We start from the raw sequence: 12,475 nt of genomic DNA, 5'->3' as shown, positions 1-12,475 counted from the left end.
GAAATGGGATTGACGGCGTGGCGGGGTGTTTTACGCGACGGGACGATGGGCCGATTGACAACACACTCACATCTCCGGACGCGCTGCAGCGTAAAACGCTGCTACGCAGGGCCGGGACCCAGGGGCGACACGGCGTAACGCCAAGATATGCGCCCCGGCTCTGCAGCGCACCGCTGCACCGGATGATGCTTCGCATCGCCGGGGAAGCGCTGCGCTGCATCCGGGGCACGAGACCTTGCTACGCCACCGCAGCATCCGGCACGCGGGCGGCTTCCATCGGCTGCTTGCCGCGGATGAGGTCCGAGGCGCGGTCAGCGATCATCATGGTCGACGCATTCAAATTCGCCGAGATCATGCGCGGCATCACGGAGGCATCGATGACGCGGAGGCCTTCCAACCCGTGAACGCGGAGCTGGTCGTCGACCACCGCCCAGGTCGAATCCGCCGGGCCCATGCGGCAGGTGCAGCCGGGGTGGAAGGTGGTGGTGCCACGTTCGGTGGCGGCGGCCAAAAACTCGTCGTCGGTATTGATGTTGGGTCCCGGGAAATCCTCGTAGGCGTAATAGGGCGACAGCGGCGCGCTCTTCAAAAGCCTGCGCGCGAGCTTCATGCCGCCGACGATGACGCGACGGTCGAGCTCGGCGTCGAGATAATTGGTCTGGATGATCGGCGGCGCGAACGGATCAGACGAACGGATGCGGACATATCCGCGGCTCTCGGGGCGCTGCTGCCAGGAGGCCACCGTCATGCCGGGCTCGTCCTCAAGCTGGCCCTGCACGCCTTCCTTGTAGCTCGCCGGTGTGAAGGTGAGCTGGAGATCGGACGAATCCGCACTCTCGCCGGAGTGCCAGAAGCAATAGACCATGGTCGGCGACAGCGAGAGCAGGCCGCCGCGCGTGGTGGCCCATTTCAGCGCTTCGACCCAGAGCGACAAACCACGGCGGAGCTCGTTGATGGTCCTGATGTCTTTGACGCGCGCGACCGTGCGCGGCGCGTAGTGATCTTGCAGGCCCTCGCCGACCGGGAGCGCGTGACGCACGGCGATGCCGTGGGCCTGCAACAGATCCGGTGAGCCGATGCCGGATAACTGCAACAGCTGCGGCGAATTATAGGTGCCGCCGGACAGGATCACTTCCTTGTTGGCGCGAACCTCGACCGGCGTGCGGCCAGAGCCGCCCTTCATGTAGCGCACGCCGACGGCGCGCTTGCCCTCGAAGATGATCTCCGTGGCGTGCGCGTGAGTGTGGACATGCACGTTCGGCCGCTTCATCGCCGGCTTGAGGAAGGCGGTGGCGCCGGAGACGCGCAAGCCCTTATCGATGGTGCGCTGGCAATAGGAGACGCCTTCCTGCTTCGCGCCGTTGTAATCGGGGTTGCGGGGGATACCGAGCGAGACCGCTCCTTCCATGAAGGCTTCGCAGAGCGGATCGCGCCAGTTCATGGTGGTAACGGTGAGATTGCCGTCGCGGCCGCGGTAAACGTCCTCGCCCTCGCCGACGCGCTTCTCCAGCCGCCGGAAGTAGGGCAGCACGTCGGCATAGCCCCAGCCCCGATTGCCCATCTGCGCCCAGGTGTCGAAATCCATGCGCTGGCCGCGATTGTAGATATGGCCGTTGATCGAGGACGAACCGCCGAGCGTCTTGCCGCGCGGCGCGTAGATGCTGCGCCCGCCGGTCCAGGGCCCGACCTCCTGCTGGTAGGCCCAGTTGATACTCTTCATATGGAAGGTCTTGATGAAGCCCGCCGGCAGATGGATGTAGGGATGCCAGTCGCTCGGGCCCGCCTCGAGCACGCAAACGCTGGTAGCGGGGTCTTCACTCAGCCGGCTGGTGAGCACGCAACCGGCGGAGCCCGCGCCGACGATCACATAATCAAATCTGTCCATGGTGCCTCGGCCGCCTCTAGCGCGGCTTGTCGTTGAGTTGATAATTCAAATGCGTTCGCACCGTCGGCCATTCGGCCGCGGTGATGCTGTAGACCACAGTATCGCGCAGCGTGCCGTTCGGCGCGACCTGGTGGCTGCGCAGGATGCCGTCCTGCTTGGCGCCCAAACGCTCGATGGCGCGGCGGCTCTGGTGATTGAAGAAGTGGGTGCGGAATTCCACCGCGATGCAGTCCAGGGTTTCGAAGGCGTGGGTGAGCAGCAGCAGCTTGCACTGCGTGTTGAGTGGGCCGCGCTGCGCGCTCTTGCCATACCAGGTCGAACCGATCTCCACGCGGCGGTTGGCGGCATCGATGTTCATGTAGGTCGTCATGCCCACGATCTTACCGTTGCTATCGAACACGGTGAAGGGGAGCATCGAGCCCGCGGCCTGAAGACCGAGCCGCCGGTCGATTTCCTTGCCCATGTTGTCCGGCGTCGGAATCGCGGTGTACCAGATGGTGGAGAGCTCACCATCCTTCACGGCCTCGATCAGCCCCTCGCGGTGCTGATGCGACAGCGGCTCCAGACCGGCATGCTGTCCGCGCAGGGTGATGGGATCAGGCCAGGGCATTGCAGGTCTCTCTCTGTTGTCATTGCGAGCGAAGCGAACCAATCCAGGCTGTCAGCTCCTCATCCTGAGGAGCGCGGCACGCGCGTCTCGAAGGATGAAGGCCCTGCTGGTGGCCTCGCCCTTCGAGACGCGCGCGAAGGGCGCGCTCCTCAGGGTGAGGGTCTGCCGGATTGCTTCGCTCCTCGCAATGACGGCTTGGCTCACTTGTTCAGGAAATTCAACGGCAAACCGCCGCGCGGCCAGTCCATGGCGATCAGCTCGCCCTTGCCTGAGAGCGTGATGTAGGCGGTCTTCAGCTCGGGGCCGCCGAAGGCGATGTTGGTGGTGACGCGGTCGCCGGTCGGGACCTGCTCGACCAGGGTGCCATCGGGCGCGATCACCGAGATGCAGCCGGAGACGAGGGTGGCGACGCAGACATTGCCGTTCGCTTCGACCGCCAGCGAGTCGAACATCTGGTAGCCGCCGAGGCCGCAGATCGGTTTGCCCCGCTCGCCGCGATAGATCACGTCGCGCGGCTTCAGCGTGCCGGGCGCGGAGAGCTCGTAGGCCCAGAGCCGGCCCGTCGGCGTCTCCGCGATGTAGACGGTGGCCTCGTCCGGCGACAGGCCGATGCCGTTTGCCGGCAACACGCCGTGGACGATTTCGACAATCTCTTTCATGCCGGGCTTGAGATAGTACATGCCGCCGACGTCCATCTCGCGCGCGCGGCGCTTGCCGAGATCGGAGAACCAGAGGCCGCCCTGCTTGTCGAACACCAGATCGTTCGGCCCACGCAGATCGTGCTCGCCGCAACGCGTCACGACGGTTTCGATCTGGCCCGATTGCAGATCGACACGCTGGATCGAGCCGCCGAGATAATCGTCGGGCTGCGGACCCGGCATGATCATGTTGCGGGTCGGGATCCAGGAAAAACCGCCATTGTTGCAGATGTAGATCTTGCCGTCGGGGCCTAGGGCTGCACCGTTCGGGCCGCCCGGAATCTTCGCGACGATCTCCTTGCGCCCGTCGGGATGGATGCGGGTCAGGCGCTGGCCGCGGATTTCCACCAGCACGACCGAGCCGTCCGGCATCACGACCGGCCCTTCGGGAAATTCGAGGTCGGTGGCGAGAACGCGGACGTTGGACATGTGGGACCCTCCCGGCTGCTTGTTATGACTTGCACGGGATGTCCGGCACGGGCCCCACACGCAAGATTGCCTGCGGTTATGACAAAGTCGCCGGGGCTTGCCAAGCAAGCGGGATGGTATGCCAGCGTTGCGCGCTAATCTCGCACGGGTATCCAAATCTCCAGGCCGCCATTGCCGGTGGCGGGATCGAAGTTCTCGTCGTAGCGCTCGAAATTCGGTGCATCGGCAGCCTTCAGGCCGGAGGCCGGCAGCCACTGATTCCAGATCGCGTTGACGGTACGCCTGATCGAGGCGACGTGGTCGGCGTGGGTGAACACCGCGTAGCGCTGCTCGGGGATACGGATACGGCCGAAGCGGCGCGGCAGCTCGGAGAAATCGGCGACCTCGACGCCGGCGATGTAGTCGAAATTGCCGGCATCGTCGCCGTTGCAGCAGACGCCATAGGCGACGGGTCCAACGCGCGCGGGAATGTCGGCGACCTCCTGGTGGAAGCGCTGCCACAGTCCAGGAATGGCCGCGCCGTTGTCGCAGGAAATGCGCTCGTTGATGCCAGCGACGAGGAAGGCCCTTGTGGTTTCGAAGCGCGGGGCGGCGAGCTTGTCTGCGATGGTTGAGTCCATGAGGATCGGCTCCTGAAGCTTGAGATGGCCGGTGCATTGCGCGGCCCGCACCGCTTCGGGCGTGGTGCCGAACTGGTCGCGGAACGCGCGGGTGAATGCTTCGTGCGAGCCGTAATCCGCCTCCAGCGCCAGCGACAGGATGTCCGGCGCGCCGTTCGCAAGACTGCGCGCCGCTTCGCTCAGCCGCCGCGCGCGCACGTACCGCATCACCGGCAGGCCGGTAGCCGCGGCAAACGCGCGCACGATGTGGAACCGCGACACGCCCGATATCGCAGCGATCTCGTCGAGCGTCATCGGCTCGGCCAGATGGCTCTCGACATACCAGAGCGCGCGCTGGGCTGGGTTCATGGCGTTTCTCTCGTTCGAAGCGCGACCATGATGCACGGAAGTCCGCGGGTTTCGCTTGATCGGCGTTGCGGTCCCGCAGGAGGATAACGCCGGACCAGCCTCTGGCAACGTCCGGGCGTTCATGGCTACACTCGGGTTGTTCTTGAAACCGCTCATAAGAAAGCAGGAGGAACCGTGTCATGAAGATCACCGATGTGCGGCCGCACCATATCCGCATCCCCTATGACGCCGGTGTCGCGAGCTTCCGTCAGGGCGCCTCCGCCATCACCGCCCTCGACATGGTGATCGTCGAGGTCACCACCGACGCCGGGCTGACAGGCTGGGGCGATGCCTTTGCTTATGTCTGCCCCCGCACCACGCGCAGTGCCGTCGAGGAAATGATCGCACCACAGGCCCGCGGGCTGGAAGTTCCCGATGCCGCCGGCATTCCCGCGGTCATGGAGCAGATCCAGCGCAATCTGCATCTGTTCGGGCGTTACGGCATCACCATGTTCGCGATCTCCGGGCTGGACATCGCGCTGTGGGACCTCGCCGCCAAGATCAAGAGCGTGCCGCTGCACCGCCTGCTCGGCGGCACCAGGCGCCCGGCCATTCCGGCCTATGCGAGCCTGTTGCGGATCAGCTCGCCCGACAACATCGCCGCCGAATGCAAGAAGGCGCTGGCGCTCGGCTATGGCGCCATCAAGCTGCACGAGACCACGGCGCCGGCGGTGTTTGCCGCGCGCGCGGCGATCGGGCCCGGCATTCCGCTGATGGTGGACATGAACTGCCCGCTGTCGGGCGAGCAGGCGGTCGCATTCGCCAGGACATGCCGGGACGCGCAGCCGATGTTCCTGGAGGAGCCGGTCTGGCCGCCGGAGGATTTTGCGGCGCTCGCCGAAGTCCGCAGCAAGGGCGGGCTCGGCGTCGCCGCCGGCGAGAACGCCTGCACGGAATATCAATTTCGCCAGATGATGGATGCGGGCGCGGTCAGCCACGCCCAGCCGTCGGTGATCAAGGTCGGCGGCATCACGGAATTTCTGAAAATTGCGGCGCTCGCGGATCGGCTCGGCGTCAAAATCGTTCCGCACTCCCCGTATTTCGGCCCCGGCCTGCTGGCGACCTTGCATCTTTTGGCGGGGCGCGCCGACGGGCTGGTCGAGATGTTTTATCTGAAGCGCGAGGCCTGCCTCTGGGGCGGCCGCGCCGATGTCGATGCCGCCGGCCATGTCGCGGTGCCGACCGGACCGGGACTCGGCTACGAACCCGACCGCAGCGTGATGGAGCGATATCGCGTCGCCTGAGCGCGGCGGCTATTTCGCCGCATCCTTTGGCGGCGGCGCATCCTGTTTCTTCTTCACATCCTCGGCGGTCTTCGCCTGCGCGGCCTGGAGATCGCCGAGCGTCTTCTGCAAACCGGCCACGGTCGTCTTCAACGCATCGATCTGGCGAGCCGCGGCGTCCAGCTTCTGCTGGTGATCGAGGTTCAGCTTGGTGATCGTCTTCTGGAGGAAGTCGACATTGCTCTGGAGGCAGCTGGTGCGGCGCTCCATGGTCTTCTCGACCGTGCAGATCTCGATGCCGGGCACGTCCTGCGCGCGGACCGACACAATCGCCAGCGTGGCGAGTACCATCGCGAAACAAGCGCCGGTGCTTCGAAGCAGCATGCAGGTTCCTCGTCAAATCAATCACGGCAATGTGCGCTTTTTGCACGCAGCCTGTCGAGGCTACCACACTCGCACCGCATTCTCGCGTTGAGCTTGCGGCTGTTCCCTCGGACGGGGAGCGATGATCTGCACGCGGAGGAAATGGGCGCTCCTTTCGCGGCTTTGTTTAGGGGAGTTTTTGATGGCAACGCGCGACAGACGACTGGCGGAATTCGACGGCGCCGGAGAACCGCCGCCTGGCCTTGCAGTCGAAGTGCTGTGCGAGGACCACAGCGGGACTTATCAGCTGCCGTTCGCCTGCCGCTATGTCGAGGGACGCTGGCAGAACCACACGGCTGGTGTCGCAGTCGAAGCTACCGTTATCGGCTGGCGCGTCCCGCGCATGAAGCATTCGGGCGTGGCCTGAGCACTGATTTCTGTCTCAAAATGCAACGGGGCCGCGTCCCGTCTTAACCTTCGGAACGCGGCCCGAACGAATCACGTCCGAATCAGCCGCAGGGCCCCGTACGCGCCTGTTCACGGCTAGATGTCGCAACTGGCCACCAGGCGCACACAATATCTGCGCAGCGCCTGAGCAGGGCCAGCCGGCCACCGGCGTCAAAAGTTAACGGCTTCAATGACATGACGGCTGGGTGCGGCGGCTGGATGCTCGCTCCCAAAACAGGCAGATGGCAGCCGGCCTGCCTAATATTCGACCTCGAGCTCCTCGATCTCGGCCGGCTCATCCCTTGCCGCCGCGATCCATTCCTTCATCTCCGGCATGGCCATGATGGTATCGGCATAGGCCTGCAGTTGCGGCTCGAGCTTGACGTTATAGGTCACGAAGCGCGTCACTACCGGTGCGTACATCGCGTCAGCCATGGTGCGGGTCTCGCCAAACAAGAAGGGCCCGCCCGATTTGTCCAAGCAGTCGCGCCAGATCGCCCAGACGCGATCGATGTCGGCCTGCGCGCGCGACCAGATCTTGAAGCCGGGGAAGTGCCCCTTCAAATTGACCGGCAGCGAGGCGCGCAAGGTGGTGAAGCCGGAATGGATTTCGCCGCAGATCGAGCGGCAATGCGCGCGCTGGAGGCGATCCGCGGGCAACAGCCCTGCATTCGGCATCGCCTCGTTGAGATATTCGCCGATCGCCAGCGTATCCCAGACGACCGCGCCGTCGTGCCGCAGGCACGGCACCAGGATCGATGACGACAACAACAGGATCTCGGCGCGCGCCGACGCGTCGTCCGGCGCGGTGACGATCTCCTCGAAATCGAGCCCGGAAAATTTCGTCAGCAGCCAGCCACGCAGCGACCAGGACGAATAGTTCTTGCTGCTGATGGTCAGTGTCGCCTTCGCCATGTGGCCTTCCCTCACGCCTGTGACTCACGCCTAAGACATGCACCCCGCCCGGACTGCGGGAGTGCGCAGCGCCTGTGCTTCCCGCAAAAAGAGCAGCAAGCGACGTGCCAATCTTGAGGGCGGCCCATCCCGGGTTTGGCTCCGATATTGCATAGCAGCACGGGACAGGTGGGCGTTTCAGTATGATGTCGATGTATTATCAGGCCTTTCAGAACCAAATGGACCTGACGGCGCCGTGGCGGTCGGGCGCTTCGTCCGCGCTCAAATTCCTCAATCTGGTGCCGCAGGGCTTGTCGGATCAGGTCGTCGGCCGGCTGTCGGCCGCGCTGGAGCTGATCTCCCGCTCCACCCTCACCTATCACCGTCCCGCCTACGGCATCGACAGCGTCATGGTCGGCAATCGCGAGGTCGCCGTGACCGAGGAGATCGCTTACGCGACCCCGTTCGGCTCGCTGCTGCGTTTCAAGAAGGAGGGCGTGGGCGAGCAGCCGCGCATGCTGCTGGTGGCGCCGATGTCCGGCCATTTCGCGACGCTGCTGCGCGGCACCGTGAAGACGCTGCTCCAGGACCACGACGTCTACATCACCGACTGGCACAATCCGCGCGACATTCCCCGCAGCGAGGGCCGTTTCGGGCTCGACGACTACACCGAGCATCTCATCGACTTCCTCGGCCAATTGGGCCCGCGCCCGCATATGGTCGCGATCTGCCAGCCCTCGGTCTCGGCGCTCGCGGCCGCCGCGATCATGTGCGAGGGCAACCATCCTTCGCGGCCGGCGACGCTGACGCTGATGGCCGGCCCGATCGACACGCGCATCCAGCCGACCAGGGTCAACGAATTCGCCAAGAGCAGGCCAATCGACTGGTTCGAGCAGAACCTGATCAACTACGTGCCGATGCAGTGCCGCGGTGCCTTGCGGAAAGTCTATCCCGGCTTCGTGCAGCTCACCGCCTTCGTTTCGATGAATCTCGAGCGCCACATCAAGCAGCATATCGATCTCGCCGATCACATCGCCAAGGGCGAGAAGGAGAAGGCGGCCAGCATCAAGACCTTCTACGACGAATATTTCGCCGTGATGGATCTGCCCGCGGAATTCTACATCGAGACCGTGCGCGACGTGTTCCAGGAGCATCTTCTGCCCCAGGGCAAGCTGATGCATCGGGGACGTCCGGTGGACACCAAGGCCGTCAGCCGCATGGGGCTGATGACGGTCGAGGGCGAGAAGGACGACATCTGCTCGATCGGCCAGACGCTGGCCGCGCAAGACCTCTGCACCGGCGTGCGCGCCTACCGCCGCGTTCACCACATGCAGGCCGGCGTCGGCCATTATGGCGTGTTCTCGGGCAAGCGCTGGAACAACGAGATCTACCCGCTGCTGCGGGATTTTGTGCACGTGAATTCGTAACCCGTCAGCCCCTGGCCCGTACGTCACGAGCGAACTTCAACGCGCATTGCAGTGAGGCGACCGGAGATGCTGGGGCAGGATCTCGACGCCTCTCCTGACCAAACGGCCAGCTAGAGAAACCGCACGTGCCTAATGCACTTGCTTGAGCAGCTCTCTGGCTTCAAGGACTTCGGGAAGATTGCGCTCCGCATCGAATTCAGCGAGCACGGGAGCGAGCACCTCGGATACCGCGCCCGCTCGGCCATTTGTCTTGTGCAGGCGTGCAAGTCCAAGGGCGCTGCGCAGCTCGAAAGTCTTCACCTGTTGGTGCCGTGCGATTTCCAGCGCTCGGTTTAGCGCATTTTCGGCACTGGCTAGGTCCGAAGGATCATGACGCAACAAAAGCTCCCCGTAGACGCGATGCAGCTCGGCATCAAGCCAATGCTGACCGGATTGCCCCGCCCATGCGATCAATCCGCTCAAGATTTCCAGCCCGTTTTCGAGTCGGCCCGACTCTGCATCCGCCATCGCGACATGCATCCCCCAAAACGGCTCACAGAGGTAGCAGTCATTCTCGTGCAGCAAGGTCCAGCCGCGACGCATTTCCGTTAGCCCGGCCATTCCGTCGCCGGCACGCCACTTGGCCAGGCCATTCAGGTAGGTGCCGGCGGCCACATACAGCGGCATCGTGTGGTCGCGAGCGAGACCGAGCGCCAGGATCGTCTCTGTTTGCTGCAACATGCCCCCGCATAGTCCGTCGAACACAGCTCGATGAACAAGCGCATTGGCCTGAGAAAGCGCCCGTTTTTCTCCGGAAGCACTTATCGCTTCCACGGCGAGGCGACGTGCGCGAGCGATCCTGCCAAGCGGCCAAAGCACCAGGGCAAGAAACCTCATGATCACGAATGGGAGATCCAGTGCCGAGCCCCTAAACGTCGCGGGATCCGGCTCGTCACCATAGATCTCTAGTGCCTTCTCAAGATGTACTCTCGCGTTCAAGTAGTCGCCCCCGAACCAGCAGGTAACCCCGCCCGTCCAATGTGCAACGACGGCGGCCACCGGTGAGTCCGGTCGCCGTTCAGCGGCGTTCACGATGGCATCCACCAGCGCCCGCATCGGCGCGAGTTCGCCGTGTGTCAGGCAGGCATTGAAGAGACCCGAATGGACTGGCGCAAGTTCAACCGGATCATTGATGTCGGCTGCGAACTGTCGGGCGCGCGTCCATGCGGCTACCGTTTCGGGAGCGCTGTGCCCGAGGCTGCCCCGTAATGCACGGCCATATGCGATTTGAAGATGTAGCCTACTCATCATCCGGTCGTGCTCATCGGGCAGCTCATCGGCGACGGCAATCGCCTTGCCGAGATGTGCAATCGCCTCGGAATAGGCGGAGCGTTTCAGCGCCTGCAGGCCCGCCTTGCGCCACCATTCGAGGGCGACCTCGTTCAGCCCCGCCTCAGTGAAGTGGTGTGCCAGAACTTCCGGCTCAGTCTCGGCGACGACTGGAAACTTCTCGCGCAGGACATCGCCGATGCGCTTGTGAAGCACCTGCCGTTTGCTCTTGAGCAGGCTCTCGTAGGCCGCTTCCTGAACGAGAGCGTGCTTGAAACTATAGTTTGCTTCGGGCGGAGCCCCGCGACGCACCAGCAGTTCGGCCTCTTCGAGTTGCGCTAGCGCAGCGCTCAGCGTCAGATCATCGCGTCCCGCCACATATCTCAGCAGCGCGTATGAAAAATCGCGACCGATGGCGGCGCCTATCTGCGCCAACTCCTTGACCGGGGCCAGCCGGTCAAGCCGCGCCATCAGCGAATCCTGCAGCGTCGCGGGAATAGCGAGCGGCGGGAGCGGATTATCGAGGCGATAGCGCCCGGCATCTTCGACGAGTAGCCCGGACTCCAGCACCATCTTGGTCAATTCCTCGACGAATAGTGGGATGCCATCCGTCCTATCGATGATCTGCTTCATCATCTCGCGTGGCAGCTGACGACCAACGGCCACCTGTTCGACCAGCGCGCGCGAGTCCTGCCGATCGAGTCGGTCGAGCCGCAACAGACTAACGTTGGCAAGGCCCGACCAGGAGGGCTCGAACTCTGGCCGGGATGTCATGAGCACGAGTATCGGCAGGCCTCTGATCCGATCGACCGCGAGATCGAACAGCTCAAGTGTCGTGGCATCGGCCCAATGCATATCCTCGCAGATAATCAGCAGGGGTTGCTCTCGCGCCAACCCCTCAAGCTGATCCAGAAGGGCGGCAAATGTCTGTCGCCGCTGCTGCGCCGGGCTCAAACTCAGCGGCGGACAATGGTCGTCGGTGGGAATCGAAAGGAGAGCCGCAATGAGCGGTGTCGCTTGGGCGACCTGCTGTGTTCCAAGCGCCAGCATTGCCTCGAGCTTGTCGAGCTTTTGCCCAGGCGTGTCGTGCGACCTGATGCCGGCGGCGCGCTCGAGCTGCGCGACAAAGGGATGGAGCGCACTGTTGATATGGTAGGGCGAACACTGATATCGCACCCGGCGGTGAGCCCCCAACGAGGGGCTTTCGGACAGCGTTGCGACAATGCGCGACTTGCCGATGCCCGCTTCGCCAGAAATCAATACCATCTGCCCCTGCCCCTGCCATGCCAGCCGCTGGCGCGAGAGAGTGAACTCGATCTCGTCCCTGCGGCCGACAAAACCGATCGAGCGTACCGCGCGGACCGCCTCGAAGCGACTCTCGGATGCGATCGCTCCCTCCACCGCCCAGACTGCGATGGGTTCGGCTATGCCCTTGACCTCACGGCGGCCGAGATTGCGAAACGTGAAGAGATCACCAAGCAGCCGGCGCGTCGACGAAGCAACGACGACCGCGCCCGGTTCCGCCAGGCTCTGGAGCCGAGCGGCAAGGTTTGGTGTGTCGCCGACGGTTGCCTGTTCCTCTGACGCATCTCCGCTGATGAGGTCACCGACCACCACAAGCCCTGTCGCAATTGCGATGCGCAGTTCAACCCGTTCGTCGGCGCCTGTTTTGAGCTGCCCAATTGCGGAGATAGTGTCGAGACCCGCTCGCACTGCGCGCTCCGCATCATCCTCGTGGGCGCGAGGATAGCCGAAATAGACGAGTATTCCGTCGCCGACGAACCTGGCTATCCTGCCGTCATAAGCCGCAACGACGCTCGCGCAGGCGGCGCGGTAGGCCCGGATCACTTCCCACATATCCTCGGGATCGAGACGCGCCGAGAGCGCGGTCGAGCCGACCAGATCGCAAAACATAACGGTGAGGTGGCGCCGCTCGGCGTCCTGAGGAGGCGTCGGCGATGCGATCAACGCGGCTGGATCGAGGTCGGCAATAGCACGCAGCATTTTGCGGCGATGGCCTAGCAGGACTCCGAGCTTATCAAAGTCCTCGTCCATCAGTTCGGGGAGGATGCCCACGTCGATTGCATTCTGGGCAAAACGCTCTGCGTATTGCCCAAGCCCCAGTTTGTCGAGCCACTCCGCAATCTGCATTGGCTCCACCGATCGTGTGGCTGGCGGTTAGCA

The 12,475-nt window shown here is 63.9% G+C and carries 10 protein-coding genes; 3 read left to right on the top strand and 7 right to left on the bottom strand.

Annotated elements, in window-relative coordinates; all coding sequences use genetic code 11:
* Positions 1 to 238: 238 nt before the first annotated feature.
* From ABIB90_RS22320 to ABIB90_RS22305, 4 genes are all read right to left on the bottom strand, one after another.
* On the bottom strand, positions 239 to 1,885 hold the full coding sequence (locus ABIB90_RS22320; RefSeq protein ID WP_354201383.1) for a GMC family oxidoreductase: 1,647 nt from the start codon (positions 1,883 to 1,885) through the stop codon (positions 239 to 241).
* A 16-nt stretch (positions 1,886 to 1,901) separates the two neighbouring features.
* Entirely contained in the window at positions 1,902 to 2,495 is a 594-nt protein-coding gene (locus tag ABIB90_RS22315; protein WP_219684248.1) for a GNAT family N-acetyltransferase, read from the bottom strand.
* Positions 2,496 to 2,695: 200 nt separating this feature from the next.
* Positions 2,696 to 3,622 (bottom strand): SMP-30/gluconolactonase/LRE family protein, encoded by a 927-nt coding sequence (locus ABIB90_RS22310; RefSeq protein ID WP_007595571.1) that lies wholly within the window; start codon positions 3,620 to 3,622, stop codon positions 2,696 to 2,698.
* Between the two features lie 134 nt (positions 3,623 to 3,756).
* Entirely contained in the window at positions 3,757 to 4,590 is an 834-nt protein-coding gene (locus tag ABIB90_RS22305; RefSeq protein WP_354201382.1) for a GyrI-like domain-containing protein, read from the bottom strand.
* A 179-nt stretch (positions 4,591 to 4,769) separates the two neighbouring features.
* On the opposite strand from ABIB90_RS22305, the gene ABIB90_RS22300 reads away from it, so the two are divergent.
* Entirely contained in the window at positions 4,770 to 5,873 is a 1,104-nt protein-coding gene (locus ABIB90_RS22300) for a mandelate racemase/muconate lactonizing enzyme family protein (protein ID WP_354201381.1), read from the top strand.
* A 9-nt stretch (positions 5,874 to 5,882) separates the two neighbouring features.
* On the opposite strand, the gene ABIB90_RS22295 is transcribed toward ABIB90_RS22300, so the two are convergent.
* Positions 5,883 to 6,236 carry a hypothetical protein gene (locus ABIB90_RS22295; RefSeq protein ID WP_007595592.1) on the bottom strand — a complete coding sequence of 118 codons (354 nt, stop codon included), beginning with the start codon at positions 6,234 to 6,236 and terminating at the stop codon, positions 5,883 to 5,885.
* Positions 6,237 to 6,417: 181 nt separating this feature from the next.
* Between ABIB90_RS22295 and ABIB90_RS22290 the strand changes: the two genes are divergently transcribed.
* Complete coding sequence (locus ABIB90_RS22290) at positions 6,418 to 6,642, top strand: hypothetical protein (protein WP_007595594.1); 225 nt, start codon at positions 6,418 to 6,420, stop codon at positions 6,640 to 6,642.
* Between the two features lie 278 nt (positions 6,643 to 6,920).
* Here the strand turns inward: ABIB90_RS22290 and ABIB90_RS22285 are convergent, their stop codons facing one another.
* On the bottom strand, positions 6,921 to 7,577 hold the full coding sequence (locus tag ABIB90_RS22285; RefSeq protein ID WP_354201380.1) for a glutathione S-transferase family protein: 657 nt from the start codon (positions 7,575 to 7,577) through the stop codon (positions 6,921 to 6,923).
* A 182-nt stretch (positions 7,578 to 7,759) separates the two neighbouring features.
* On the opposite strand from ABIB90_RS22285, the gene ABIB90_RS22280 reads away from it, so the two are divergent.
* A complete protein-coding gene (locus ABIB90_RS22280; protein ID WP_007595596.1) occupies positions 7,760 to 8,983 on the top strand; it encodes a polyhydroxyalkanoate depolymerase in 1,224 nt (407 codons plus the stop codon).
* A gap of 129 nt (positions 8,984 to 9,112) precedes the next feature.
* Here ABIB90_RS22280 and ABIB90_RS22275 read toward each other — a convergent pair whose 3' ends face one another.
* A complete protein-coding gene (locus ABIB90_RS22275) occupies positions 9,113 to 12,442 on the bottom strand; it encodes an adenylate/guanylate cyclase domain-containing protein (protein WP_354201379.1) in 3,330 nt (1,109 codons plus the stop codon).
* Between the last annotated feature and the right edge of the window lie 33 nt (positions 12,443 to 12,475).

It is taken from the genome of Bradyrhizobium sp. JR4.1, from assembly GCF_040548605.1.
GTDB classification, from domain to species: Bacteria; Pseudomonadota; Alphaproteobacteria; order Rhizobiales; family Xanthobacteraceae; genus Bradyrhizobium; species Bradyrhizobium canariense.
This window is presented reverse-complemented; position numbering and strand designations above follow the sequence as displayed.

What these genes read in the sequence shown, in the direction of transcription:
- ABIB90_RS22290 (WP_007595594.1), top strand. Translation starts at nt 6,418, where the DNA reads ATGGCAACGCGCGACAGACGACTGGCGGAATTCGACGGCGCCGGAGAA.
- ABIB90_RS22275 (WP_354201379.1), bottom strand. Translation starts at nt 12,442, where the DNA reads ATGCAGATTGCGGAGTGGCTCGACAAACTGGGGCTTGGGCAATACGCA.
- ABIB90_RS22280 (WP_007595596.1), top strand. Translation starts at nt 7,760, where the DNA reads ATGATGTCGATGTATTATCAGGCCTTTCAGAACCAAATGGACCTGACG.
- ABIB90_RS22295 (WP_007595592.1), bottom strand. Translation starts at nt 6,236, where the DNA reads ATGCTGCTTCGAAGCACCGGCGCTTGTTTCGCGATGGTACTCGCCACG.
- ABIB90_RS22315 (WP_219684248.1), bottom strand. Translation starts at nt 2,495, where the DNA reads ATGCCCTGGCCTGATCCCATCACCCTGCGCGGACAGCATGCCGGTCTG.
- ABIB90_RS22310 (WP_007595571.1), bottom strand. Translation starts at nt 3,622, where the DNA reads ATGTCCAACGTCCGCGTTCTCGCCACCGACCTCGAATTTCCCGAAGGG.
- ABIB90_RS22320 (WP_354201383.1), bottom strand. Translation starts at nt 1,885, where the DNA reads ATGGACAGATTTGATTATGTGATCGTCGGCGCGGGCTCCGCCGGTTGC.
- ABIB90_RS22300 (WP_354201381.1), top strand. Translation starts at nt 4,770, where the DNA reads ATGAAGATCACCGATGTGCGGCCGCACCATATCCGCATCCCCTATGAC.
- ABIB90_RS22285 (WP_354201380.1), bottom strand. Translation starts at nt 7,577, where the DNA reads ATGGCGAAGGCGACACTGACCATCAGCAGCAAGAACTATTCGTCCTGG.
- ABIB90_RS22305 (WP_354201382.1), bottom strand. Translation starts at nt 4,590, where the DNA reads ATGAACCCAGCCCAGCGCGCGCTCTGGTATGTCGAGAGCCATCTGGCC.